Raw genomic sequence first — 25,242 nt, 5'->3', positions numbered from 1 at the left:
GGTCATCGGGGCTGTGGGCGGTGGAAGCGGCAACAGGGCCCGCTTCCACCCGAGGATCGACCCATGACCCAGCTTACTGATACCCAGTCGCTCTTGCTCGCCCATGCCGCGCGCCGCGACAATGGATGCCTTTATCCCCTCCCTGCGTCGATGATGGAAGACACAGACCCCAGCGAACGCGCAACCCGCGCCATAGCGCAGCTGATACGGAAAGGCTTTCTCGAGGAACGCGAGACGCCGATGCTGGATGGCATCGCGCGCGATGAGGGTAATCTTCCTTTGAGCATCTTCATTACCTCTGCTGGCCTGACGGAGATCGGCGTCGATGACGAATCTGGCGATCCGACCCCGTTGCCGATAGCGGCCAGGAGTGCTTCCAGTTCGCCGCCGTCAAAGCCCGTCAGTTCGAGATCGAAGTCCGGCACGTCCTCCAGGATGGACCCGAGCTCAAGCGTCAGCAGGTCCCGGTCCCATCCGGCCAGTTCGGCAAGCCGGTTGTCGGCGATGATATAGGCCTTCTTCTCGGCCTCGCTCATGCCTTCGAGGCGAATCACCGGAACGCTGGCCAACCCCAGAGACCTGGCCGCCTCGACGCGGCCGTGCCCGGCTATGATCCGGTCCTTCTCATCGACAAGGACCGGGTTCACAAATCCGAAGCGGCGGATGCTCGCTTCGATCTGGCCAATCTGCTTCTTGCTGTGCGTACGCGGGTTGCGCGCGTGGGGCTTGAGGAGCGCTACGGCGCGCTCCTCCAGCTGCCGTGCGCCCCTAATGCCCATTTCTATCATGACTGCCTCCTTCTGAAGTGGAGGCGCTCAGATCCCAGATGCGGTGAACGGGCGCTCGCTCAATAATTCAGGCGGATTTCCGGGCGGCGCGCCGACGGTCGATGATGTTCAGCAGCGACTTCCCCCGCTGGATGCCCAGCAAGGTCCCAATCTCGATTGCAGCCTCCAGCCTGGGTTCCATGCGACCACGCTCTCCGGTTTTATTGGCCGCGCGCTCCTGTGCAATCTCCCTCGCGCGGTCCTCCAGCAGAACTTCTGCAATCAAAAATCTTGGATCATTGATGTCGACTGATGGTGGACGTCCGGCCTTCCGGTCGAGCCGACCTGCAAGGGCGTCAAGTATGATCGCGACCATTTCTGGCTCGGATGCGCTCGCGGAGTCAGCTTTCAGAACCCGCGTGACGTCTTCGCGGGTCAGCGGCTTTCCGGCTTCCGACTGCCTCAGAAGCCAACCCACGCTCTCGCGATCAAAAGAGTAAAATGGCGACCCCTGAGGTATGATAGGCATATGTCGAGCTCCCTCGCCGTTGACCGGACTGTATCGCGGAAAAGTCTACGTCCGGCGAACGTCCATCATTTTCCCATCAAACCCGGTTTGTATTCCCAGTTGAGAGTGGGGAAGTTCCCTGTTCTCGACAAACATAATTCCCAGTTCGTTTCGGTGCGATCCGGCGATCCACTGCCTGAAAACCCCTGATCTGCGCAATTTGTGCGCTGGCTTTGCATTTTTTGTTGGTTGTGGAAATCCCAGTTTCTTGCCCGAACTGGGAATTAGCGTTCAAACCGTACTGCGGCGTTTTCCGCAGAGAGAACGGCCGAAATCTGCTGACTCTTTCGAAGACTGACGCTCTCCACGCTACCGTCCGGGCCACAGTCCGGCGCAGTTGTGCGCGACTTTCGGGGTGTAAAGCAGGGCCTCGGCCGAAAGGGGGGACTGCTTGGCGGAGCGGGAGGGATTCGAACCCTCGATACGCTTTTGACGTATACTCACTTTCCAGGCGAGCGCCTTCGACCACTCGGCCACCGCTCCGCATTACGCTGGAAGGCGGCTCCCTATCGTGCGCGGACCATATAGGCAAGTGCCGCGGCTTTACTTTGGCGGCGCTTTCGCGTTGATTGTCGCAATGCATCCTATCTGCTTGAAGATCGCCGCGCTGGCCGCGCTTGTGCCTGTTACGCTATCGGTGGCGCAGGTGCCGCCGCCCGGATCGGCACCGACCCCCAATGGCGTGATCGCCGCGGCACCGGACAGCGCGTGGCAAGCCATCGCGCCGGACGATCTGCTGGTGATGACGCTGGAGGGCAATCGTCGTGTCGTCATTCAACTCGCCCCGCGTTTTTCGCAGGGCCATGTCGGCAACATGCGCGTGCTTGCGAAGGCGCATTTCTGGGACGGCACCAGCGTCTATCGCATCCAGGACAATTATGTTGCGCAATGGGGCGATCGCAGCGAGAAGAAGCCGCATCCTGCTGGCATGAAAACGCCGTTGCCGCAGGATTACAGCATTCCTTACTCCGATGAGCTGAAGATGACGGAGCTGCCGTCACGCGACAGCTATACTCATCTGACCGGGTTTATCGACGGCTGGCCGGTGGCGACCGACCATGACCAGGTCTGGATGACGCATTGCTACGCGGCGGTCGGCGTCGGGCGCAACGAACCGCCCGATGCGGGCACCGGCGCGGAACTATATGCCGTGATCGGGCATGGTCCGCGCCAGCTAGACCGCAACATCGCCCTCGTCGGTCGCGTCATCGACGGGATCGCCCATCTGTCCAGCCTGCCCCGCGGCACCGCCGAAATCGGCATGTACGGGCCGGAACAGGCGCCAACACCGATCCTGTCGGTTCGCCTGGCGAGCGACATGCCGGAAAGCGCCCGGCCCCGGTTCGACATGATGGACACGACGTCGAAGAGTTTCGCGGACTATGCCCATGTCCGCGCCAACCGGAGCGATGACTTCTACATTCGCCCTGCCGGTGGGGTCGATGTGTGCAATGTGCCGGTGCCGATCCGCAGCCGACCCTGATCGTCGCGCCGGGGCGCAGGCGCATGCCAGACGCCGAAGCCGACGACCAATCGTGGATTCATGCTTTTCAATTTTGCGGAATTATATTATCATTTCTGGTAATATAATTGCGGTTTGGCTGATGTGATGTGCTGGCCGCAGGTTGGAGAGTGTGATGATCGTCGGCACCGTCAAGGAAATCAAGAATCACGAATATCGCGTCGGCCTGACGCCGGAAAGCGTGCATGAACTGACCGCGCACGGCCATGTGGTACTGGTCGAAACCGGCGCGGGCACGGGCATCGGCGCGCGCGATGCCGCCTATGAAAAGGCAGGCGCGCACATCATCACGACGGCAGCGGAGGTGTTCGCGCGGGCGGAGATGATCGTGAAGGTCAAGGAACCGCAGCCGGACGAGCGCGCGATGCTGCGTGCCGGGCAGATTCTCTACACTTATCTGCACCTCGCGCCCGATCCCGACCAGACGCGTGATCTCGTACGCAGCGGCGCCGTCTGCATCGCCTATGAAACCGTGACGGACGCCAGCGGCGGCCTGCCGCTGCTGAAGCCTATGAGCCAGGTCGCTGGCCGGATGGCGATCCAGGCGGGCGCGACGGCGCTGGAAAAGGCGCATGGCGGGCGTGGCGTGCTGCTGGGCGGGGTGCCAGGTGTGCTCCCCGCCAAGGTCGCGGTCATCGGCGGCGGGGTCGTCGGGTTCAACGCCGCACAGATGGCGGCCGGGCTGGGTGCCGATGTCACCATCCTCGATCGCAGCCCGGAAGTGCTCGAAAAGCTGGGCATGTATTTCGAGGCGCGCGCCAAGACGCGCTTTTCCAATCGCGCGAACCTGGCCGAATGCGTGGCCGAGGCGGATCTTGTGATCGGCGCGGTGCTGATACCCGGTGCGGCGGCGCCCAAGCTTGTTACCGCCGACATGCTGAAGTCCATGAAGCCCGGCGCAGTGCTGGTCGATGTCGCGATCGACCAGGGGGGCTGTTTCGAGACCAGCCACGCCACCACCCATGCCGAACCGACCTATATCGTGGACGGAATCGTGCATTATTGCGTCGCCAACATGCCGGGCGCGGTCGCGCGCACCAGCACTTATGCGCTCAACAACGTGACATTGCCGCATGCGCTGCGCATCGCCGATCTGGGCTGGAAAGCCGCACTTTCCGCGGACCGGCATCTTCTGGCGGGACTGAACGTGTGGAACGGACAGGTGACCTATGAAGCGGTGGCGCAGGATCTCGGCCTGCCCTACACGCCCGCGGAACAGGCCGTTGCGAGTTGACCGGTACCGACGCAGAGCCTGATGGCATGCCGGTCAACGAAACCGGGCGCCTCGTGCGCGATGCCGGCGGATTCCTGCTGCATCGCGACCAAGGTGGCATCTGGCGCCTGATCCTCCATCGCGTCCCGGTCGATCTGGTCGAGAAGCATGTGCGCGTGCGGGGGACATTGCGGGCGGGGGATATCGTGGAGGCGGACGGCGTCGCCGCGGCCTGAGCGTCGCCCGTCGCTATTGCGCGACGCCCTGCACATAATCGATGCGGATGCGCACCCACGCCCCGATCTGCGCCTTTCCGCCGATGCGCGGGGGCTTCACGAGGAACTGCCAGGCCGCCTGCCGCACGGCGCGCGCAAAGCCCGAACCAAGCGGCGATTCGCCTATCGTCTGGCAGTTTTCGACATGGTAATTCTCGACTGTCTTGCAGGCGACCAGCCCCCAGCCGACCCGCGGCGCATCCGACGGCAGATAGGTCGACAGTTCTGCATTGGTCGGCTTGCGATACCAGTCGGCTTCGTAGAGTTGCGCGCCGCCCGGCCCCTGCCCCGGTCCATAAGCCGCGCGACTGTCGCTGCCACCGCCTGCATCCTGTGAACCGCCAGACCGGCGCATCCCGGCGATGTCCGCCGCCGCCAGATCATTTTTGCTCATCACGATGAATGGCAAAGGCGCATCGGCAACCGGCGGCGTCTTCGCGGGTGTGATGGCAACGGGCGGAGCAGGTGGCTTTGGCGTGATCTTGCCCGCGCTGTCCTCGCTGCGTTTCTCCACCGTTTCCGCCTCCGGCTTGGGCGCGAGGTCGAACGTGACCGGCAGGCTTTCAATCATCTTGCGCACCGGTACGGCCGGGCCGATCCGCATCAGCAGGACCAGCAGCAGCGCGTGCACCAGCACCGTCAGCAGAAGGGCCACGGCACGACGGCGCCGGACCGATGGGTCCGGGTCGAGAGCGTAGCGGGACGGTACGAAACCCATCGTAGTGCTCAAACCGCCGTTTTGCGCGCGAAATCCACGTAAAGTTCGCGCAGCCGCGTGGCGACCGGGCCGGGCGTACCGTCACCGATGATCTGCCCGTCGACGCGCACCACGGGCATGACGAAGGTCGAGGCACTGGTGTGGAACGCTTCTCGCGCGGCCAGCAGTTCCGCGACCGTGAACGCGCGCCGTTCTATCGTAGCGCCGGTCTCAACCGCCAGCGCCGCTACCGCGGCTCCGGTGCAGCCGGGCAGAACGGCTTGCGAATTGGGCCGCGTGACCAGGACATTGTCCTTCGTGAGGATGAACGCCGTCGCCGAAGCGCCTTCGGTGACATAGCCTTCGCTATCGACCATCCAGGCATCGTCGCATCCCGCTGCCTGCGATTCCCGCTTGGCCAGCACCTGCGCGAGCAGCGCGACACTCTTGATATCGCGCCGTGCCCAGCGCAGGTCGGGAACCGTGGCGATGCTGATGCCCAGCCGGGCCGCAGGCGATGCCACGATGCGCTTGGCGGTGGTGAACAGCACCAGCGTGGGGCCGAGGCCAGGCGACGAAAGAAAGTCGCGCCCGGTGTCGGCACCACGGGTGACTTGCAGATACACAAGGCCCTCCGCCAGCGCATTGCGCGCCACCAGGTCGCGCTGTACTGCCTCGATCGCGTCCAGTGGCAGCGGCAACGACAGACCGATCTCGTTACAGGACCGCTCCAGCCGGGCAAGATGCGCGGCGCTGTCCACGAGCCTGCCTTCGAGTACAGCGGCGACTTCGTAGATGCCATCCGCAAACAGGAAACCGCGATCCAGCACGGAAACCTGCGCCTCCGCCAAGGGCAGGACCATACCGTTCACATAAGCGAGAGATGTCAAGGCGCTGAGTCCCGTAGCGAAAGGGGCTGTTCGTGGAACCCATAGCAAGCTGCGCGCCGCACGGAAGGGAAAATGGGTTTCCCCATTATGACTGCCGCTTCAGCCGCCCCTGGATATAGTGTTGATGGGTGCGCCCGACTATCGTCCGACCCGTTCGCCCAAGGCAACGGCCCATGATCCGTGCGGGCGACGATCGACGATGCCGTCAGCCCCGCCTATGGCGATACAGGGCCTCCGCCAGATAGCCGCGCATTGTCAGCCGATCGATACGCAGCGCCGCATCATCACCGCTCAGACAGGATGACAGCGCCGCAGCGGTTTGCTGATAGGTTTGCTTTTCCTCGACGCTGCCGGGCTTCGCACGCAATACCGCGTCAGCCGCCGCGGGATCGCGGGTCACGACGCAGTTGCCATAGTCATGATAGGCTTTCGTGCTGTCCGGGCTGGTCCGCACCGGAGCGTCGGGTCGCGCAGGCGCGCGTACCGGATCGGGATAGGCCTGCAGATACATCTGTTCGGCAAGGGCCCCGCGCATCGCCCGGTTTTTCATGGCAAGACGTCCCTTGCCCAGACAGCGATTGCGGGAAGCGGCGATCTTGCGGAACATCGCTGTCTCTTGCGGTGAATCCGCTTCCGCTGCCAGCAGCGCGTTCGCCAGGGCGGGTTGTCCGCGCACCACACATTGCGCAAAACGCCGCAGATGCGATTCTGTAATCTCGCGTTTGGCGGGTGGCATGAACGCGCCGGGGGGCGGCGTGTAGGGATTGGCCAGCGGGTTCAATTCCCATTGTGCGACGGCTGGCGACACAAGACCGAGCATGGCAGCAAGCAGGATGATCTTCGTCTTCATGGGCATTCTCCCACAAAATCAGTCTGATGATGATTGGTTTCTGCTAGAAATCGTCTGCAACCACAAAGGCTTTACGGTGAACCGCCATGATATGTCTCTGGACCGATGCAAAAGGCCCCCGCTCCATCGGAACGGGGGCCTTTTCCTTATCCGCCTAGGTCAGTGGGTTACGCCGCCAGCTTCCGCAGGACATAGGGCAGGATGCCACCGTTCAGGAAATAATCCAGCTCGTTCACGGTATCGATGCGGCACAGGGCTTCGAATGTGAAACGGGTGCCATCGGCGCGCGTCACCTGAACCGGCACCATCTGGCGAGGCCGCAGATCTGCGACACCGGTGATCGTGAAGCTTTCGTCACCGGTCAGGCCCAGCGTTTCGCGGTTCTGACCGTCTGCAAACTGAAGCGGCAGAACACCCATGCCGACCAGATTGGAGCGATGGATGCGCTCGAAGCTCTCGGTGATGACGACGCGGACGCCAAGCAGGTTGGTGCCCTTTGCGGCCCAGTCGCGCGACGAGCCGGTGCCATATTCCTTGCCCGCGATCACCACCAACGGCGTGCCGTCCGCCTTGTGCCGCATGGCAGCGTCGTAGATGGGCATCACTTCGCCCTTGTAGCGTGTCATCCCGCCTTCGACGCCATCGAGCATCTGGTTCTTGATGCGGATATTGGCGAAAGTGCCGCGCATCATCACTTCATGATGGCCACGGCGCGCGCCATAGCTGTTGAAGTCCGCCTGTGCGACCTGATGCTCCTGCAACCACACCCCGGCCGGTGACGATGCCTTGATATTGCCGGCGGGCGAAATGTGATCGGTCGTGATCGAATCGCCGAAGATCGCCAGCGGCTTTGCCTCGATGATGTCGGCGACGGGCGCGGGGGTCATCCCCATCCCTTCGAAATAGGGCGGATTGGCGACATAGGTGGACCCGGCGCGCCAGCTGTAGGTATCAGACCCCGTGACATCGATCGCCTGCCAGCGCGCATCGCCGGTGAAGACCGAGGCATAGCGGCTCTGGAACATGTCGCGCGTCAGCGCGCCGTCCATGACCGAGCGGATTTCGTCGTTGCTGGGCCAGATGTCCTTCAGGAACACGTCCTGCCCGTCCTTGCCCTGGCCGATCGGGGTCGCGACGAAATCGGTGGTGACCGATCCCTTGAGCGCATAGGCGACGACCAGCGGCGGCGAGGCGAGGAAGTTGGCGCGCACGTCTGCCGATACGCGGCCTTCGAAATTGCGATTGCCCGACAGGACGGACGCCGCGACGATGTCGTTGCCGTTAATGGCCTTGCTGATCGGATCGGCGAGCGGGCCGGAATTGCCGATGCAGGTGGTGCAGCCGTAGCCGACGAGGTTGAAGCCGACGGCATCGAGATAATCCGTCAGCCCTGCCTTGTTGAGATAATCGGTCACGACCTGCGATCCGGGGGCAAGCGACGTCTTGACCCAGGGCTTCGGCTTGAGGCCGAACTCGACGGCCTTTTTCGCGACCAGACCGGCGGCGACGAGGACGGAGGGGTTCGACGTGTTGGTGCAGGATGTGATGGCGGCGATCACCACGTCGCCATCGCCGATGCCGTGATCGGCACCCTCCACAGCCACGCGGGCCGGAGCGGCTTTTTTATACACCTTTTCCAGGTCGGCGTTGAACACATCGTCCACGTCGCCCAAAAGCACCTTGTCCTGCGGGCGCTTCGGCCCGGCCAGCGAGGGCTGCACGCTGCCCATGTCCAGTTCCAGCGTATCGGTGAATACGGGATCGGCATCGGACGGGTTGAGCCAGAAGCCTTGTTCCTTGGCATAGGCTTCGACCAGCGCGATATTCTCTTCGCTGCGGCCGGTAAGGCGCATGTAGTCCAGCGTCTTGCCGTCGATCGGGAAGAAGCCGCAGGTTGCACCATATTCGGGCGCCATGTTGGCGATCGTCGCGCGGTCGGCGAGCGACAAGGCCGACACGCCTGGCCCGTAAAACTCGACGAACCGGCCGACAACGCCCTTGGCGCGCAGCATCTGTGTCACGGTCAGCACCAGATCGGTCGCGGTGATGCCTTCGGCCAGCGTACCGGTCAGCTTGAAGCCGACGACTTCGGGGATCAGCATGGAGACCGGCTGGCCAAGCATCGCGGCCTCCGCCTCGATGCCGCCGACACCCCAGCCGAGCACACCCAAGCCGTTGATCATCGTAGTGTGGCTGTCGGTGCCGACACAGGTGTCGGGATAGGCGACGGTTTCGCCCGACGGATCGACCGAGGACCAGACAGCCTGCGCGATATTCTCAAGGTTCACCTGATGGCAGATGCCGGTGCCGGGCGGCACCACCTTGAAATTGTCGAGGGACTTGCTGCCCCATTTCAGGAAGTCGTACCGTTCCGCATTGCGGCTGTATTCCAGCTCGACATTGTCCTCGAACGCCTGCGGCGTGCCGAACGCATCGACCATGACGGAATGGTCGATGACGAGATGGACGGGCACGAGCGGATTGATCTTGGTCGCGTCCGCGCCCAGCGCGTTCATCGCGTCGCGCATCGCCGCGAGATCGACGACGCAGGGGACGCCGGTGAAATCCTGCATCAGCACGCGCGCGGGGCGATACTGGATTTCGCGGACGGACTTGCGCTCCACCTGCCAGTCGACGATCGCCTGAATGTCTTCGACCGTCACGGTCACGCCGTCCTCGAACCGGAGCAGATTTTCCAGCAGGACCTTCATGCTGAACGGCAGACGGGAGACATCGCCCAGCTTTGCCGCCGCCTTTTTCAGGCTGTAGATGGCGACATTCCTGCCGCCCACCGCGAGGGTATCACGGGTGCCGAGGGTATCCTGTCCGATCGCTGTCATAAATGTGCGTCTCCGTCGCAAAGGCAGTTGGCCGCGCGGATGAGAGGATGCGGACAGGCACGGCCGGACCGGCGGAGCGTCATGCGAAGGGCGCCCCCGGCCCTGGTCGCACCCTAGCGTCAACCGGCGGTCAAAGCGGGTGAATCCCGATGCGCCTGCGCCATAGCGCATGGGGGGCGGGAGTCAACGGCTGGCGGGGGCTTGACCGGCCTTGCGGTGCCGATTGCGAACTATCGGAGGCGCCGTGTCAGATGGCGAAGGCTCCACAATCCTGTTCCGTTCGTCGCGGGTGGAACACTTCTCACCGGTGGTCGGTTATGCTGCCGACCATTCGCCAAGAAAGATCGCCATGTCCCCGTCCCGCGTCTTTGCCGAAATGCGATCTGACGAATGCTCCGTTCTGGCGCTATCGCCGTTGCTATATCATGGGGATGCCGAAAACGCCTGTCCGGGATGCGGACGAAGCCAGTGGCTCGTCGGTCGCCTGACGGCACAGTGCGCCTGCTGCGACACCGCGCTGCCGCTGGCGCACGGCTGGCGATGGACCGATCAAAAAACGCGCCGCTGAAAGTCGCGTCCACTCACTCCAATTTGGACCTATGCTGAGCGGCTTGTTAGGCATCGCCTGACATTTTCGGCGCATGGGGGACGCAGCGTCATTTCCGGGGGAGATGGCGATCAAAGGGTGCAGCGGGCATATGCGCTCGATACGGACGCGGCTGAGCCTGAGCTTTGCCGCCATCATCATTGCGACGCTCGGGCTGTTCCTGGCGGCCGTGCATCTGGCAGCCGTGACGGCGATCGAGACGCATGTTGCGGACCAGATGCGGACGGGCATGACGATGTTCCGTGCTGACTGGCAGCGGCAGCAGCGGCAGATGGCGCAGCTTGGCCATGTGCTGGCGCAGGATTTCGGATTTCGCGCCGCGGTTGCGACCGGCGATCACGCCACGATAGCATCGGCCCTCATCAATGCAACGCGGCGGTCTGGACTGTCGGCTGCGCTGCTGATCGGGCCGGAGGACAAGCGTCTGGCGCAGGGCGTCGCCCCGGCAACGGCGGACTGGACGCGAATCATACGCGCAGTGGATGACGGCGCACGATCCGGTGTGCTCATGATCCGAGGGCAGCCTTTTCAGGCCGTCGCCATTCCGGTGCGGGCGCCACAGCCGATTGCGACGCTGGTCATAGGCCGGCACATTGGCCCGACGCAGCTGGCCGCTTTTCGCGATACAGTCTCCATTGCGCTCGATGCCTCGATCGTGCCTGCACCGCAGCATGACGCTCAAGCGCCTACCTCAGCCGAAATGACGGCCGCGCGGATGGTGACGCTCGATTATCCGTTGCCGCACTTTGGCACGACTGGGTCCGGTGAGGCGCATAAAAATGCCGCTATCCTGCGTCTGACCTATCCCATCGCCAGAGCCTATGCGCCGTTTCGCCCGATCCAGCTTGCGCTTGGGCTGATATCGGCAGGCGCATTGGCGGCAGCGTTGCTGGCAAGCTGGTTTCTGGCACGCGACATCACCGGACCGCTGCGCATGTTGCGCGATGCCGCAGCGCGTCTGGGATCGGGCGAAGTTGCCAGCGTCCCGGCCTTTCGTGGCGCGGAGATCGGTGGCCTGGCCGACAGCTTCAACCGCATGGCGCAGGCCGTCGCCCAGCGGGAAGCGCGCATCACGCATCTTTACACACTGGCCTGCCATGATGCGATGACCGGCCTGCCGAACCGCACCGTGATGCAGGAGGCGCTGACCGAGGCGCTGGCGGACCCCGCGCGCCATGGCATGGCAGGCGTGTTCTTCATCGACATCGACGGGTTCAAGCAGATCAACGATCGGCTGGGGCATGCGGCGGGCGATGCCCTGATTTGCGGATTCGCCGAGCGGTGCCGCATCATCCTGGGCGAGGCATTGCTGGCACGGATGGGCGGCGACGAGTTTGCAGCGCTGGTGCCTGGGGACCATGACCGGTTGCGCGCGGTGGCGCAGGCACTGGTCAGTGCGGCGGCGCTGCCCTTCGATCTTGGCGGACAGATGGCATATTGCGGCGCGAGCGTCGGGATAGCCATCGTCGGAGAGGAAGGGCTGACGCCCGACCGCCTCCTGCATCATGCCGATATTGCACTCTACGCCGCGAAGGCAGCGGGCAAGGGCTGTTGCCGTTTCTATCATGAGGGCGGCGTGGGCGAACCGAACCGATATCGCAACCGGCCGGCACTGACGCTCGTCACCGTTTGAACGCGGCAGATCGCGCAATCGGCGAAACCCGCTACGCAGGCGAAATGTTCAGGCTGGAGACAGGTTGTGCGCGTAATGATCACAATCCGATGAGCCTGCTTGCCCTTCTCGTCGCGATCTTCGCCGCGCTGCTGTCCGGCCTGACGCCGTCAGCCAGAGTGGAGCCATCCACCGACAGCCGTTGCTTGGAAGACCGGTCTGTTTCGCAACAGCAAGTCGATGCGAGTCATGGTTCGTCGAGCAAACGCCGCTACATGCTGATGTGACACGCGGCGTCAGCCGACCGTTTCGTCGAGTAGCGCCTTTGCTTCAGCGCCCTGCCAGTCCATCGCCCCGATCACCCGTGCCACTTCCCTGCCATTGGCATCATAAAGAACACTGGTCGGCAACAGACCGGTCGCATAATGGAAGCCGAACTGATTTTCCGGGTCCAGCCATGCCTTGAGATGCGTGAACTTGCGTCGGGCGAAGAACGGATCAACCTGCGCCGCGCCCTGCGTATCCTGGGAAATGGTCAGGACCTGAAGCCCCTGGGGCGCATATTGGCCCGCGACCGCGTCCAGCGTCGGCATTTCCGCGACGCAGGGCGTACACCAGGTCGCCCACAGGTTGACGAGCAGCGGCTTGCCCGTGAAATCCTGCAAGGTCGCGTCGCCCCCGCCGGGCGCGACGAACACGAACTTTGGCGCGGCCGCCCCCGCCTTGCCGCGGTCGAGCGTGAATTTGAACGCCGTATCATTGGTACCCGAACCGCTGCTGGGCACTTCGTCGGGCGTCACCGCAGCCGAGATGTTCGCGGTTGCGGCATTGTCTTGCCCGGACGGCGGGGATTGCCTATCGCAGGCACCAAGGACGCCGGTCATCAGGAGCAAGACCATTACCGATCGCAAGACAGTCTCCAACACTATGTGGGGCGGGCGATTTGCCGCCGGCCCGGCTTCCGTGATGCGCGAGATAAACGCCTCCATCCCCTTCGACAAGCGATTGTGGAAACAGGACATCGCCGGATCGAAGGCGCATGTCGCGATGCTGGGCGCGCAGGGGATCGTTTCCGCCCAGGATGCCGCGACGATCGCCGCCGGGTTGGACCAGGTGGCGGCCGAGTATGAGAACGAAGGCGTGCCCGTGAACCTCGACCTTGAGGACATTCACATGGTCACCGAATCGCGTCTGGCCGAACTGATCGGTCCGGTCGCCGGGCGACTGCACACGGCACGGTCGCGCAACGACCAGGTGGCGACCGATTTCCGCCTCTGGGTGCGCGATGCCATCGACGATGTTGCCGCTGGGCTGGTCGCGCTGCAATCCGCATTGCTCACGCGCGCGGAACAGCATGTCACAGACGTGATGCCGGGCTTCACGCATCTGCAATCGGCACAGCCAGTGACATTGGGTCATCATCTGATGGCCTATCATGCGATGATCGGGCGGGACCGGTCGCGCTTTGCCGATGCGCGGGCGCGGATGAACGAATGTCCGCTGGGGGCGGCCGCGCTGGCCGGCACCGGCTTTCCGATCGACCGGCAGATGACGGCGGCGGCGCTCGGCTTCGACCGGCCCACCGCCAACAGCCTCGACAGCGTGTCGGACCGCGATTTCGCACTCGATTACCTGATGGCCGCGACGCAATGCAGCCTGCATCTGTCCCGCCTGGCCGAAGAGTTCGTGATCTGGGCGAGCCAGCCCTTCGCGTTCGTGACGCTTCCCGATGCGTATTCGACCGGCAGTTCGATCATGCCGCAGAAGCGCAATCCCGACGCCGCCGAGCTGGTGCGCGGCCATGCCGGACGGATCGCAGGATGCATGACCGCGCTGGTCGTCACCATGAAGGGCCTGCCGCTGGCCTATTCCAAGGACATGCAGGACGACAAGCCGCCGGTGTTCGAGGCCCATGACCTGCTGGCCCTTTCCATCGCCGCGATGACCGGCATGATCGAGACCGTGACGTTCCGCACCGACCGGATGCGCGCGCTGGCCGAAAGCGGCTATGCCACGGCAACGGACTTAGCCGACTGGCTGGTGCGAGAAGCGGATGTGCCCTTCCGCGAAGCGCATCACATCACCGGCCGCGCCGTGAAACTGGCGGAGGACCGGGGCGTGTCGCTTGCGGCTCTGCCGTTGGGCGACTTGCAGGCCATCGACGCCCGGATCACGGACAGCGTCCATGCGGTGCTGACGGTCGATGCGTCCGTCGCCAGCCGCCGCAGCTATGGCGGAACCGCGCCCGACCAGATCCGCGCGCGCATTGCGGATGCCCGTGCGCAGGAGCAGGGCGCATGACCCGCCGTCTCGCTTTCGGCCTTGCTCTTGTCATGACGCTGTCTGCTTGCGGCGGACGGCAGGCGCTTAAACCGGCTGCAGGCGCCTCCGCGATCCCGACGGCGCGCGGTGCGGCGGCGCCGCAGACGCCGCCCGAGCTTATGGCCCCTTCGCCCCAGTCGCGCCCGGAACGCAATGCCGAGCTGCTCACCCAGTCGCGGGAGCGGACGGTCGACCCGTTCGACCTTCCGCCACAAGGGCAATAGGCCCCGGCATGGACCATTTCGAATATCGCGACGGCATGATGCATGTCGAACAGGTGCCGATGGCGGAGATTGCGGCTGCGGTCGGCACGCCTGTCTATGTCTATTCGACGGCGACGCTTGTCCGCCACGTCACCGTCTTTCGCGAGGCGCTGGGCGCGCTGACCGATCCGCTGATCGCCTTTGCGGTGAAGGCCAATCCCAACGCCGCCGTGCTCGCGACGCTCGCGAAGCTGGGCCTGGGTGCCGACGTCGTTTCGGGTGGCGAGCTGTTGCGCGCGCTGGCGGCAGGCATTCCGGCCGATCGCGTCGTCTTTTCCGGTGTCGGCAAGACCGAGGCGGAAATGCGTCTGGCGCTGGAAAGGGACATTTTCCAGTTCAATCTGGAAAGCGAGCCGGAAGCGGAGATGCTGAACGCCGTCGCCGTAGCGATGGGCAAAGTGGCGCGCGTTGCCTATCGCATCAATCCCGATGTCGATGCGGGCACCCATGCCAAGATTTCGACGGGCAAGTCGGAAAACAAGTTCGGCATTCCCTATGACCGGGCGCTTTCCGCTTATGATCGCGCGGCGCAGCTTCCCGGGCTCGACGTGCGGGGCGTCGCCGTCCACATCGGCAGCCAGTTGACAGACCTTGCGCCGCTCGAAGCGGCGTTCGTGAAGATGGGCAGGCTGATCGAGGCGCTGGGGGACCAAGGCCATGCCATCCGCACCGCGGATCTGGGGGGCGGGCTTGGGGTGCCCTATGACCCGGCATTGCCGGTGCCGCCAAGCCCGGCCGCCTATGGCGAAATGGTGACCCGCGTGACCAGGGGATGGAACGTGCGGCTGATGTTCGAGCCGGGGCGTGTGATCGTGGGCAATGCCGGGGCGCTTCTTTCCCGCGTGATACGCGTGAAGCAGGGGGCGACGCAGCCTTTCGTGATCGTCGATGCGGCCATGAACGACCTGCTGCGCCCCAGTCTCTACGACGCGTGGCACGACATTCGGGCCGTAAAGCCGAATGGAAAGTCGACGACCGCAAACGTGGTCGGCCCGGTCTGCGAAAGCGGCGATACCTTCGCCACCGACCGCGCGATGGACCATGTGAAGGCCGACGATCTGGTCGCCTTCATGACGGCAGGCGCCTATGGCGCGACGATGGCCAATACCTACAACAGCAGGGCGCTGACCCCCGAAGTGCTGGTGTCGGGCAGCCAATGGGCGATCGTCCGCCCGCGTCCGCCGATCGAGGCGCTGATCGAAGGCGACATCATCCCCGACTGGGTGCGCTGACCGCATGCACAGCCTGCCGCTGTTCGTGCGCCTGAAGGATCGCCCGGTGATCCTGTTGGGGACAAGCGAGGCGGCGGACGCCAAGCGTCGGCTTCTCGATCGGGCAGGCGCGCGGATTGTGGGCGAGGACGCACCGGCGGCACTCGCCATCGTCGCGATCGAGGCGGATGGCGAGGCGGAAGCCGCAATCGCGCGACTGAAGGCGCGCGGGGTGCTGGTGAATGCGGTCGATCGTCCGGCGCTGTGTGACTTTACCTTGCCCGCGATCGTGGATCGCGATCCGGTGCTGATTGCCGTCGGCACCGGCGGCGCATCGGCGGGGCTGGCGAAGGCGGTACGTCAGCGCATTGAGGCCCTGCTGCCCGCGACACTGGGTACGCTGGCGCAGGCGCTAGAGGACGCCCGGCCAGCCATGAAAGCCCGCTGGCCGCTGGCTGCGCAGCGCCGCCGGGCATTGGACGCGGCACTCGCTGAGGGCGGGCCGCTCGATCCGCTGCGGACGCAGGATGCCGATGCCGTTTCCCGCTGGCTGGACCGTGACGGAGCGCAAGCAACCGACCACCTGATTGCCATAACCCTGATCTCCGGCGATCCCGATGACCTTACATTGCGCACAGCCCGGCTGATGGGTGAAGCGGATCGCATCTACCACACCGCCGATGTGCCCGCCGCCATCCTCATCCGCGCGCGCGCCGATGCGCAGCGGATCACAACCGATCATGTGCCGGAGGAGGCGGGACCGGGGCTATCGCTGTGGCTGGAGATGGCGTCTCGTTAGCACCTTTCGTCATCCTGACGAAAGTCAGGATCCATTGGTGCTGACTTTGCGCGCATGCGCCAATGCATAGCTAATGGATGCTGAAACGAGTTCAGCATGACGAGATTTGATATCTTATGTAACAACGACCCAATTAGCTGGCGCGCGCCGCATTCAACATTTCAAGCTGCGCATGCAAAGCGGCCATGGATTCGACGACATGCGTGCGGTCGGCGGCCAGCGCCGCGAGTTGACTGCGCGCTTCGCCCAGCTCCACCGCACGGCGGGCGATGCGGGCGTCCAGCGCGGCATTGTGCTGTGTCAGTTCCGCCAAGCGGCGGGCACGCGCGACACTGTGCCGGATGCGCGCATCGAGCACGTCGAAGTCGAACGGCTTGACGATCTGGTCATCCGCCCCGGCCTCCAGCGCCTCGACGATCGCCGAGGGATCGCTGCGGCCAGTGATCATCAGGACAGCCGCCCCGCGCATCATGCCGGACGCCTGCATTTTCCGCAGGGTCTCGACCCCGCCCAGTGCCGTCATGCCCATATCGATCAGAATGAGGTCGAATCGCTGCGCCGCGAGGATCGAAATGCCGGCAAAGCCGCTGTCTGCGGGTACGACATCATGCCCCATGTGCGACAACCGCCGCCCGATAACAGACAGTGCGGTCGGATTCTCATCGACGACGAGCAGCCGCAGGCGATGCTTCGACGGAAGGGGCGTTTTGTCGGCGTGGCTGGACAAGAGAGGCATGAACCTGCGCGGTCCTGAAAAAATGGGATCGGACGCAGCATAGTCACAGCATCGCCAACAACTGGTTAACGCCGCGCTTACCGTGAACAGGCCGATTACGGATTGTTAATTTGGTGCCGGGCGGCCGCCTTCCTAACGTCTGTGCGGCGCAGGCATGTCGCCTGGGCTTTTTCGACAAGGAATGCATCATGCCGCAGACCGTGCTGCCACTGCCCATCGAGGATATCGCCGATATCAGCGACCCGATCAGCCTGTTCGGCGGCGCTTGCGGCCCTGCGCCACTCGACATCAGCACCATCGACATCGTGATCGCCATCATCACCCAGTAATGACGGCGTCGGCACAGATTTTGCCCGAAGGGCTGCGCGACATGCTGGGCCGGGCGGAGGCCATGAAATCGGCAGCGTCTGTCGCCAGGATGCTGCGCCCGTGGATGCAGGATTGCCGATGGCTCGACACCGTCATTGCCGACCAGATCGCCCGAATGCGCGCCGATCCGCTGCACCTGCCCCCGGCCCGTGCCAGCCGCGCGGGATTGCAGCGGCATCTGGTGCTGGCCCGCCTGCCGCGGCTGTCGCTCGCCATCGTCCTGCTGCCCGCCGCTGCCATGACCGGGCAAGACGAGGCACCAGTGCATTTCTCGGGGCAGCGGACGCTGACGCACGTACTGGCGGGAGCGCCCTTGCACGCCACGCTCTTCATGCGCGACGCGCACGGCATTGCGCGGCAGCAGGAGGATATCGGTGTGCTGCCGGGCAGCATGCTGGAACTGGATGAGCGCCGCCAATCCGCACGCATCCGCCCCGGACCCCGCCCGGTCGCGGTGCTGCGCGCGGCGATCGCTGATGACGACCCACCGCTTGCGACCAGCCATGATCCTGCCAGCGGCATGGTCATCGCCAGGGCCAGCCGCGAAGAAGAAGCCGCCCGGACCCTGATGCTGCTGTCTTTACTGCGCGTCAGCGGGCGACGTGATGCCGCCGCATTGTTCGAGACGGCAACGCAGGCCAGGCACCCGCATCAGCGGTGGGCCGCGATGCGGGAATATCTGGCGGTGGATACAGGTGCGGCGCTGCCCCGCTTGCAGGACATGGCCCGACGTGATGCCGACACGGAGCTGCGGCGGCTGGCATCTGCGACCCTGGCGCAGATCGCTGCGTTAACGGCCTCAGCGGCAACGGAGCCCATGCCTTGCCGCGCGTGATCGATACGCCAACCGATGCGGTCATCGATCTCGACACGCTGGTCGCGCATATCGAAACCGCCCCGTTCGACCCGGATGACAGCGATGCGCTGGTGGCCCTTGGTCCGATGCTGCGCGCGCTGGCGAACAACCGGACATTCCTGACCGACATGGCGATTGCCGAACTCAAGACGCGATGCGCGGGGCAGATCCGCGACAACGGCTATTCGGCGCAAGTGATGATGCTGCGCCCGCCCGGCGGCCGCTATCTGCTCCGCGCCGCCTTCTGGCCCGCGATGCAGGATCATGTCGTGCGGATGAGCGGCACCGCACCCTTTTTCTATCATGTGCCGCATGACCATGCCTTCCATTTCCTCACAATTGGCTATCTCGGCCCCGGTTACCGTTCGGACTATTACGAGTATGACGGTGCCAAGGTGGCAGGCGCGCCGGGCGAGCATGCCGGGCTGCGCTTTGTCGAACGGTCCCGGCTGGATGAAGGCCGCATGCTGCTGTACCGCGCCAACATCGACGTGCACGACCAGTTGCCGCCGGACGCGCTGTCCGTGTCGCTCAGTATCATGGGTGTTGCGCCCGATCAGGGCTGGAGGCGGCAGTATCGGTTCGACACCGCCACCGGATGCATTGCCGAGGCGATGACGCTGAGCAGCGCGGAATTGCTGCTTGCGCTCGCGGTGCAATGCGGAACAGACAATGGCCTCGACATGGCGGAAGACTTTGCGCGCCGCCACCCATGTGACGCGATGCGCTGGACCGCGTGGGAAGCGATAGCCTCCACCCTGCCAAAGGAACAGGGCGCGGCCGATCATTGGCACCGGGGCATGCGGAACGACAGCGCGCTGGTGCGGATGGCAAGCCGTGCGCGGCTGGAGGCCGAGAGCTGATCCCGTCCGAAATGGCGGCAACTCCCATTGCGCTGGCGGCGCGCGCGCGATGGGTGGCAAGTGATGTCCGCACCCGTTCCGCCGCTGCTGATCCATTGCGCCATTGCCGACCCCGGCTTTGCGCCGCTGGCAGCAGCGCTGACCGGTGCGGGCATGGTCCTGCTGCCTGACCGCGCCGTTACGCCCGATGCGATGCCCGGCATGCGGGCAGGTGGGCAGTGGATCGCCTGGCAGGCCGCTGACGTCGCCGAAGACCGCATAGCAGCCTTTCGAAACGGCGCGGCCGATGTCGTCGGCCCGTTGATGGACATGCGCGAAGCGGTGCTGCGCATCCGGCGGTTTGCGGCGGACAGGCCTTCGCCGCAAGGCAGCGACATCGCATGCGGCGAACTGACGATCAGCGCGACTCAGCCCGATGTCACACGGGGCGGGCGGCCAATTGCCCTGTCGCAGCGCGAACACCGGCTGCTGCTGCACCTTGCACGTTATCCCGAGACGCCGTTCGACCGCCGGGCGCTGCTACGGGCGGTGTGGCGGCTGGATTTCGACCCCGGCACCAACAGCGTCGAGGTGCATATCTGGCGGCTGCGGTCCAAGATCGATCGCGATTTTGCCTGGCCCATGCTGCGCACGGTGAAAGGCGCAGGCTATGCACTGTACCGCGAGCCGCCCCTGTAGCCGACGCAAAGGGCGATCAGTCGCGACGGATGGCGTTCGTTTCCATCGCCGCACGCAGCGTATCGTCGATCCGCCGCCGCCCGCCCGGCCCATGCGTCACGACCACGCAGTCGCAGGTGGCGACGCATTCGCCATTCTGGAAGGCGGCGGCATACACCGTCCAGCTTGTATTGCCGATATGGCCGATGGCAGAGCCAACGGTGATTTCGTCTGGAAAATGGGCTTCCTGAAGATATTCGACATGGAGCGACGCAATCAGCCAGCGGACCCCCTGATCGTGGGGATGCCGCCCCAGATGCCGGTGGAAGCGAACCCGCGCGGTTTCGAATATGGCCGCAAGCGCCACATTGTTGATGTGACCCATGATATCGAGATCGCGAAAGCGCGTTTCGGCCGTCGTGATGAAGGGATAGCGGTCGATTTCGAGGCGCCAGGGATCGGGCTTTGCCATATCCTGCCTTTCAGGGTCGGAAACGAAAAATGCTGCGCTTGTGCTTAGCCCCCCGTCCGCAATATGCAATCGGCGAGGGCCACAAGGGTCGTGAAAATCAGGAATTGCAGCCTTTATGACACAATCTGAATCATTAGGGGCTGAATCATCGCGGCCTGAGGTTGCGCTGGCAGCGCAGGCGATGCTGGGCGAAGGGCCGCGCTGGCATGCGACGGAAAAGCGGCTGTACTGGGTGGATATCGCCCGCAACGCCCTGCACCGGTTCGATCCGGCCAGCGGCGATAACGAAACGCGCCTTTTCGATGCGCCGGTGGGCTGTTTCGCCTTTCGCGCCGGTGGCGGCCTGCTGCTGGCCATGAAGGACGGTTTTGCGACCCTCGACCAATGGGACGGAACACCGGTGCCGTTCGGCGCGCAGATTTTCACCGACCGGCCCGACCTTCGTTTCAACGACGGGCGGACCGACCCGGTCGGCCGTTTCTGGGCGGGCAGCGTCAACATGACGAAATCAGCGTCGGACGCTGCACTCTACCGGCTGGAAGGGGACGGCGGCATCACACAGATTGAAGGGGGTATGCTGACATGCAACGGCGCGGCGTTCGATGCCGCGGGCGCGCGCTTCTTTCATGCCGATACGCCGTCCCACGCGATACGCATCTATGATTGCGATACAGCCAACGGCACGCTGCATGGCCGCGCCCTATTCCACCAGTTTCCGATGGGCGAGGGCCGCCCGGATGGCGGATCGGTGGACGCGGACGGCTGCTACTGGACTGCGCTGTTCGATGGCGGGCGCGTCGTGCGCCTGTCACCCGAGGGCGCGATCATCGCCGAAGTCCCGCTGCCCGTCACGCGGCCGACGATGATCGCCTTTGGTGGCGATGATCTGCGAACCGCCTATGTGACGACCGCGCGTACCGGCCTGTCGGAGGCGCAGCTTGCCGCCCAGCCGCTGGCAGGGGCGCTGTTCGCATTCCGGGTCGATGTGCCGGGCCTGCCCGAACCGCCGTTTGTACAGGCATAGATTTTCTTGGTCGAACGCATGGCCCTTGCGGCGCTAGAGGCGCGGCACAGCATAAAGGCCCGGTTCCATGTCCCTTACCCATCTGCAACGCCTGGAAGCCGAGAGCATCCACATCATGCGCGAGGTGGTGGCCGAAGCGGAAAAGCCCGTGATGCTTTATTCGGTGGGGAAGGATTCCGCCGTGATGCTGCATCTTGCGAAAAAGGCCTTCCATCCCGCGCCGCCGCCGTTCCCGCTGTTGCATGTCGACACGACGTGGAAGTTTCAGGCGATGTACGCGTTGCGCGAAAAGGCCGCGCATGAGGCTGGCATGGAATTGCTTGTCTATCAAAATCCCGAGGCGAAGGCGCGCGCCATCAACCCCTTCGACCATGGCCCGCTGCACACCGACATGTGGAAGACCGAAGGGCTGAAACAGGCGCTCGATCTCCACGGCTTTGACGCGGCATTCGGCGGCGCGCGACGCGACGAGGAGAAAAGCCGGGCAAAGGAACGCGTCTTTTCCTTCCGGTCCGCCAACCACAGGTGGGACCCTAAGCAGCAGCGGCCGGAGCTGTGGCGACTTTACAATGCGCGCAAGAGCAAGGGCGAAAGCATGCGCGTCTTTCCCATCAGCAACTGGACCGAGCTGGACATCTGGCAATATATCATGGCCGAGCGCATCGAGATCGTGCCACTCTATTTCAGCGCGCCGCGCCCGACCTACGAATATGAAGGCGGGCTGTTCATGGCGGATGACATTGCCCGGCTGGAGCGGGTGATGGGCCGTCGCCCGGAGATCGTCGAACGGTGGGTGCGGTTCCGGACGCTGGGCTGCTTCCCCCTGACCGGTGCCGTGGAAAGCCGGGCGACGACGCTGCCCGAAGTCATCCAGGAAATGCTGCTGACGACGACTTCGGAACGCCAGGGCCGTGTCATCGACAAGGATGCAGGGGGCGCAGGGATGGAGAAAAAGAAGCAGGAGGGGTATTTTTGACGTGCCACGGAATACACACGTCAGCCGCTGCGAAGGTGGGCCTATACTGCGGCCAGCCACAGTGTCGCGCGGACTCCAGCCGGCGCCGCGATGAACGAAATGCCAGCCTGCGCCGGGATGACGGGATGATATGATGACCCAAGCGACGACCGAACCCGTCTACAAAGCCGACAGCCTGATCGCATCGGACATCGACGCCTATCTGGAGGCGCATCAGCACAAGACGATGCTGCGTTTCATCACTTGCGGGTCGGTGGATGACGGGAAGTCGACGCTGATCGGAAGGCTGCTCTACGACAGCAAGCAGATATTCGAGGATCAGCTTGCCAGCCTTGAGGCCGACAGCAAGCGCATCGGCACGCAGGGGCAGGACATCGACTTCGCGCTGCTCGTCGACGGCCTAGCCGCCGAACGCGAGCAGGGAATCACGATCGACGTCGCCTACCGGTTTTTCGCCACCGAAAAGCGCAAGTTCATCGTCGCCGACACACCGGGGCACGAGCAATATACGCGCAATATGGTGACGGGCGCGTCCACCGCGGACCTCGCCGTCATTCTGATCGACGCGCGCAAGGGCGTGCTGACGCAGACCCGCCGCCACAGCTATCTGGCGCATCTTATCGGCATCAGGCATATCGTGCTGGCGGTGAACAAGATGGACCTGGTCGGCTATGATCAGGCGACCTATGATGCGATCGTGGCGGACTACGCCGCCTTCGCCGCCGATATCGGCATCGCGCAGTTCACCGCTATGCCGATCAGCGGCTTCAGGGGCGACAATATCACGGCCCCGTCCCCGAACACGCCGTGGTACGGCGGGCCGAGCCTGATCGCCCATCTGGAACAGGTGGAAATCGACAGCGAAGCCGACGCAGCGGCGCCGTTCCGCATGGCGGTGCAGTGGGTGAACCGCCCCAATCTCGATTTCCGGGGCTTTGCCGGGCTGATCGCCAGCGGCGCGATCGCGCCGGGCGATGCCGTCCGCATCCTGCCGAGCGGCAAGACGAGCACGGTGGCGCGCATCGTTACGCTGGACGGCGATCTCGATCGCGCCGTCGCAGGCCAGTCGGTCACGCTGACGCTCACCGACGAAGTCGACTGTTCGCGGGGTGATGTGATCGCCGCGGCCGCCGATCCGGTCGCCACCGCCGACCAGTTCGAAGCGACGATCGTATGGATGGACGAGGCGGAGATGCTGCCCGGTCGCCCCTACTGGATGAAGATCGGCACGCAGACCGTCAGTGCGACGATCCAGCAGCCCAAATATCAGGTCAACGTCAACAGCATGGCGCAGCTTGCGGCCAAGACGCTGGAACTGAACGCCATCGGCGTCGCCAATCTTTCGGTCGATCGGGCTATTCCCTTCACGCCATATGCCGAAAACCGCGATCTGGGCGGCTTCATCCTGATCGACCGGATGACCAACCGTACCGTCGGGGCAGGGATGATCCATTTCGCGCTGCGCCGGGCGGACAATATCCACTGGCAGGCCGTCGATGTCAGTCGCGAGGCGCATGCCGCGCAAAAGGGGCAATCGCCGAAACTGCTGTGGTTCACCGGCCTTTCCGGTTCGGGCAAATCGACCATCGCCAATATCGTCGAGAAAAAGCTTTACGCGCTGGGCAAGCACAGCTTCCTGCTGGACGGGGACAATGTGCGCCATGGCCTGAACCGCGACCTGGGCTTTACCGATGCCGACCGGGTGGAGAATATCCGCCGGGTAGGGGAGGTAGCCAAGCTGATGACCGACGCGGGGCTGATCGTCATCACCGCCTTCATTTCGCCCTTTCGCGCCGAACGCGATATGGTGCGCGCCATGCTGCCTGCGGGCGAGTTCGTCGAAATCCATGTCGACACGCCATTGGCGGAGGCCGAGGCGCGCGACGTGAAGGGCCTCTATGCCAAGGCGCGCAGCGGGGCGCTCAAGAACTTCACGGGCATCGACAGCCCCTATGAGCCGCCCGAACGCGCGGAAATCCATATCGACACGACCAGGATGAGCGCGGAACAGGCCGCCGACATCATCGTCGAGCATGTCGTGGGCGTATGGAGCTATGATCTGTGAGCGATCCGACCCCCGATCTGGCCGCCGATGCCGCGCTGGCGGCGCAACTGGCGGAGGAAGCCGGGCGCATCCTGATGCAGGTGCGGGCCGATGGCCGGTTCGAGGGCAAGGCGATGGGTGCCGAAGGCGACCGGATAGCCAATCATTATCTCGTTGAGGCGCTGACGACGGCACGGCCCGACGACGGCCTGCTTTCCGAGGAGCGCAAATGCGACGGGACGCGCCTCTATCGCGAGCGCGTGTGGATCGTCGATCCGCTCGACGGCACACGGGAATATGGCGAGGGGCGCGACGACTGGGCGGTGCATGTCGCTTTGGCGATCCGCGGCAAGGCGCGCGTCGGCGCGGTGGCGCTGCCGGGGCTGGGGCTGGTTCTGCGATCGGACCGGCTGCAGCCGATCCCACCGCTGGGCAATCCGCTGCGGATGCTGGTGTCGCGCAGCCGCCCGGCGGCCGAGGCGCTGGCTGTCGCAGAGAAACTGGGCGCGGTCCTCATCCCCATGGGATCGGCAGGCGCGAAAGCCATGGCGGTGGTGCGCGGTGAGGCGGATATCTATCTGCACAGCGGCGGGCAATATGAATGGGACAATTGCGCGCCTGCCGCCGTTGCGATCGCCCACGGACTGCACTGCGTCCGCCTCGACGGCCTGCCGCTCGTCTACAACCGTGCGGACCCCTATCTGCCCGATCTGCTGATCTGTCGCGCCGAAGTGGCGGACGCCGTGACGGCGGCGCTGGGCGGTATGTAATCTTCCATCGTCACCCCGGCGAAAGCTGGGGTCTCTCGG

General features: G+C 64.4%; 26 protein-coding genes and 1 tRNA gene. 17 read left to right on the top strand and 10 right to left on the bottom strand.

What is annotated here, in order from left to right; all coding sequences use genetic code 11:
• Positions 1-131: 131 nt before the first annotated feature.
• From ENE74_RS05045 to ENE74_RS05035, 3 genes are all read right to left on the bottom strand, one after another.
• Positions 132-788, bottom strand: coding sequence for a ParB/Srx family N-terminal domain-containing protein (locus ENE74_RS05045; RefSeq protein ID WP_127689481.1), 657 nt, complete (start codon positions 786-788; stop codon positions 132-134).
• Between the two features lie 67 nt (positions 789-855).
• Positions 856-1,296: a hypothetical protein gene (locus tag ENE74_RS05040; RefSeq protein WP_127689480.1), complete on the bottom strand. Its 441-nt coding sequence runs from the start codon at positions 1,294-1,296 to the stop codon at positions 856-858.
• 431 nt (positions 1,297-1,727) lie between these two features.
• Positions 1,728-1,818 (bottom strand) — tRNA-Ser (locus tag ENE74_RS05035).
• Positions 1,819-1,912: 94 nt separating this feature from the next.
• On the opposite strand from ENE74_RS05035, the gene ENE74_RS05030 reads away from it, so the two are divergent.
• The 3 genes from ENE74_RS05030 to ENE74_RS05020 all read left to right on the top strand — a co-directional run bounded on the left by ENE74_RS05030 (position 1,913) and on the right by ENE74_RS05020 (position 4,306).
• Positions 1,913-2,818: a peptidylprolyl isomerase gene (locus ENE74_RS05030; RefSeq protein WP_127689479.1), complete on the top strand. Its 906-nt coding sequence runs from the start codon at positions 1,913-1,915 to the stop codon at positions 2,816-2,818.
• Positions 2,819-2,972: 154 nt separating this feature from the next.
• Positions 2,973-4,091: an alanine dehydrogenase gene (ald, locus tag ENE74_RS05025; RefSeq protein WP_127689478.1), complete on the top strand. Its 1,119-nt coding sequence runs from the start codon at positions 2,973-2,975 to the stop codon at positions 4,089-4,091.
• 26 nt (positions 4,092-4,117) lie between these two features.
• On the top strand, positions 4,118-4,306 hold the full coding sequence (locus ENE74_RS05020) for a DUF5818 domain-containing protein (RefSeq protein WP_127689596.1): 189 nt from the start codon (positions 4,118-4,120) through the stop codon (positions 4,304-4,306).
• Between the two features lie 13 nt (positions 4,307-4,319).
• On the opposite strand, the gene ENE74_RS05015 is transcribed toward ENE74_RS05020, so the two are convergent.
• From ENE74_RS05015 to acnA, 4 genes are all read right to left on the bottom strand, one after another.
• Positions 4,320-5,063 (bottom strand): hypothetical protein, encoded by a 744-nt coding sequence (locus tag ENE74_RS05015; RefSeq protein WP_127689477.1) that lies wholly within the window; start codon positions 5,061-5,063, stop codon positions 4,320-4,322.
• Between the two features lie 8 nt (positions 5,064-5,071).
• Positions 5,072-5,932, bottom strand: coding sequence for a D-amino-acid transaminase (locus ENE74_RS05010; protein WP_127689476.1), 861 nt, complete (start codon positions 5,930-5,932; stop codon positions 5,072-5,074).
• Between the two features lie 205 nt (positions 5,933-6,137).
• The gene (locus tag ENE74_RS05005) at positions 6,138-6,782 is read right to left on the bottom strand and encodes a hypothetical protein (protein ID WP_127689475.1); all 645 of its coding nucleotides are present in this window, start codon (positions 6,780-6,782) and stop codon (positions 6,138-6,140) included.
• 167 nt (positions 6,783-6,949) lie between these two features.
• Entirely contained in the window at positions 6,950-9,622 is a 2,673-nt protein-coding gene (acnA, locus tag ENE74_RS05000; RefSeq protein ID WP_127689474.1) for an aconitate hydratase AcnA, read from the bottom strand.
• A gap of 698 nt (positions 9,623-10,320) precedes the next feature.
• Between acnA and ENE74_RS04990 the strand changes: the two genes are divergently transcribed.
• Together ENE74_RS04990 and ENE74_RS18150 are read left to right on the top strand one after the other, a co-directional pair.
• Entirely contained in the window at positions 10,321-11,862 is a 1,542-nt protein-coding gene (locus tag ENE74_RS04990; protein WP_164847379.1) for a diguanylate cyclase domain-containing protein, read from the top strand.
• An 89-nt stretch (positions 11,863-11,951) separates the two neighbouring features.
• Positions 11,952-12,128, top strand: a complete 177-nt coding sequence (locus tag ENE74_RS18150) for a hypothetical protein (protein ID WP_164847378.1) — start codon at positions 11,952-11,954, stop codon at positions 12,126-12,128.
• A 9-nt stretch (positions 12,129-12,137) separates the two neighbouring features.
• Here ENE74_RS18150 and ENE74_RS04985 read toward each other — a convergent pair whose 3' ends face one another.
• Positions 12,138-12,740: a TlpA family protein disulfide reductase gene (locus ENE74_RS04985; protein WP_127689472.1), complete on the bottom strand. Its 603-nt coding sequence runs from the start codon at positions 12,738-12,740 to the stop codon at positions 12,138-12,140.
• 28 nt (positions 12,741-12,768) lie between these two features.
• On the opposite strand from ENE74_RS04985, the gene argH reads away from it, so the two are divergent.
• From argH to ENE74_RS04965, 4 genes are read left to right on the top strand one after another with little or no spacing between them, the layout of a single operon-like run.
• Positions 12,769-14,142 (top strand): argininosuccinate lyase, encoded by a 1,374-nt coding sequence (argH, locus tag ENE74_RS04980; protein WP_127689471.1) that lies wholly within the window; start codon positions 12,769-12,771, stop codon positions 14,140-14,142.
• A complete protein-coding gene (locus tag ENE74_RS04975; RefSeq protein WP_127689470.1) occupies positions 14,139-14,387 on the top strand; it encodes a hypothetical protein in 249 nt (82 codons plus the stop codon). Before argH ends, ENE74_RS04975 begins: the two co-directional genes overlap by 4 nt.
• Positions 14,388-14,395: 8 nt before the next feature.
• A complete protein-coding gene (gene lysA / locus ENE74_RS04970) occupies positions 14,396-15,658 on the top strand; it encodes a diaminopimelate decarboxylase (protein ID WP_127689469.1) in 1,263 nt (420 codons plus the stop codon).
• 4 nt (positions 15,659-15,662) lie between these two features.
• Entirely contained in the window at positions 15,663-16,436 is a 774-nt protein-coding gene (locus tag ENE74_RS04965; protein ID WP_127689468.1) for a precorrin-2 dehydrogenase/sirohydrochlorin ferrochelatase family protein, read from the top strand.
• Positions 16,437-16,569: 133 nt separating this feature from the next.
• On the opposite strand, the gene ENE74_RS04960 is transcribed toward ENE74_RS04965, so the two are convergent.
• On the bottom strand, positions 16,570-17,172 hold the full coding sequence (locus ENE74_RS04960) for a response regulator transcription factor (protein WP_127689467.1): 603 nt from the start codon (positions 17,170-17,172) through the stop codon (positions 16,570-16,572).
• A gap of 188 nt (positions 17,173-17,360) precedes the next feature.
• Here ENE74_RS04960 and ENE74_RS18145 point away from each other — a divergent pair, with 188 nt between their 5' ends.
• The 4 genes from ENE74_RS18145 to ENE74_RS04945 all read left to right on the top strand — a co-directional run bounded on the left by ENE74_RS18145 (position 17,361) and on the right by ENE74_RS04945 (position 19,938).
• Positions 17,361-17,501, top strand: a complete 141-nt coding sequence (locus tag ENE74_RS18145; RefSeq protein ID WP_164847377.1) for a hypothetical protein — start codon at positions 17,361-17,363, stop codon at positions 17,499-17,501.
• Positions 17,501-18,376 carry a hypothetical protein gene (locus ENE74_RS04955; protein ID WP_127689466.1) on the top strand — a complete coding sequence of 292 codons (876 nt, stop codon included), beginning with the start codon at positions 17,501-17,503 and terminating at the stop codon, positions 18,374-18,376. Before ENE74_RS18145 ends, ENE74_RS04955 begins: the two co-directional genes overlap by 1 nt.
• Entirely contained in the window at positions 18,373-19,260 is an 888-nt protein-coding gene (locus ENE74_RS04950; RefSeq protein ID WP_241241822.1) for a transposase, read from the top strand. Before ENE74_RS04955 ends, ENE74_RS04950 begins: the two co-directional genes overlap by 4 nt.
• A gap of 63 nt (positions 19,261-19,323) precedes the next feature.
• Positions 19,324-19,938 carry a winged helix-turn-helix domain-containing protein gene (locus tag ENE74_RS04945; protein WP_241241821.1) on the top strand — a complete coding sequence of 205 codons (615 nt, stop codon included), beginning with the start codon at positions 19,324-19,326 and terminating at the stop codon, positions 19,936-19,938.
• Positions 19,939-19,954: 16 nt separating this feature from the next.
• Here ENE74_RS04945 and ENE74_RS04940 read toward each other — a convergent pair whose 3' ends face one another.
• On the bottom strand, positions 19,955-20,389 hold the full coding sequence (locus ENE74_RS04940) for an acyl-CoA thioesterase (protein ID WP_127689464.1): 435 nt from the start codon (positions 20,387-20,389) through the stop codon (positions 19,955-19,957).
• Between the two features lie 115 nt (positions 20,390-20,504).
• Here ENE74_RS04940 and ENE74_RS04935 point away from each other — a divergent pair, with 115 nt between their 5' ends.
• From ENE74_RS04935 to ENE74_RS04920, 4 genes are all read left to right on the top strand, one after another.
• The gene (locus tag ENE74_RS04935) at positions 20,505-21,413 is read left to right on the top strand and encodes an SMP-30/gluconolactonase/LRE family protein (RefSeq protein ID WP_127689463.1); all 909 of its coding nucleotides are present in this window, start codon (positions 20,505-20,507) and stop codon (positions 21,411-21,413) included.
• A gap of 67 nt (positions 21,414-21,480) precedes the next feature.
• The gene (cysD, locus tag ENE74_RS04930) at positions 21,481-22,389 is read left to right on the top strand and encodes a sulfate adenylyltransferase subunit CysD (RefSeq protein ID WP_127689462.1); all 909 of its coding nucleotides are present in this window, start codon (positions 21,481-21,483) and stop codon (positions 22,387-22,389) included.
• Between the two features lie 133 nt (positions 22,390-22,522).
• Positions 22,523-24,454, top strand: a complete 1,932-nt coding sequence (gene cysN, locus ENE74_RS04925; RefSeq protein ID WP_127689593.1) for a sulfate adenylyltransferase subunit CysN — start codon at positions 22,523-22,525, stop codon at positions 24,452-24,454.
• Positions 24,451-25,203, top strand: a complete 753-nt coding sequence (locus tag ENE74_RS04920; RefSeq protein ID WP_277601351.1) for a 3'(2'),5'-bisphosphate nucleotidase CysQ — start codon at positions 24,451-24,453, stop codon at positions 25,201-25,203. The genes cysN and ENE74_RS04920 overlap by 4 nt, the downstream gene beginning before the upstream one ends.
• Positions 25,204-25,242: the final 39 nt, after the last annotated feature.

Source organism: Sphingobium algorifonticola, assembly GCF_004005485.1.
Classification (GTDB): Bacteria; Pseudomonadota; Alphaproteobacteria; order Sphingomonadales; family Sphingomonadaceae; genus Sphingobium; species Sphingobium algorifonticola.
This window is presented reverse-complemented; position numbering and strand designations above follow the sequence as displayed.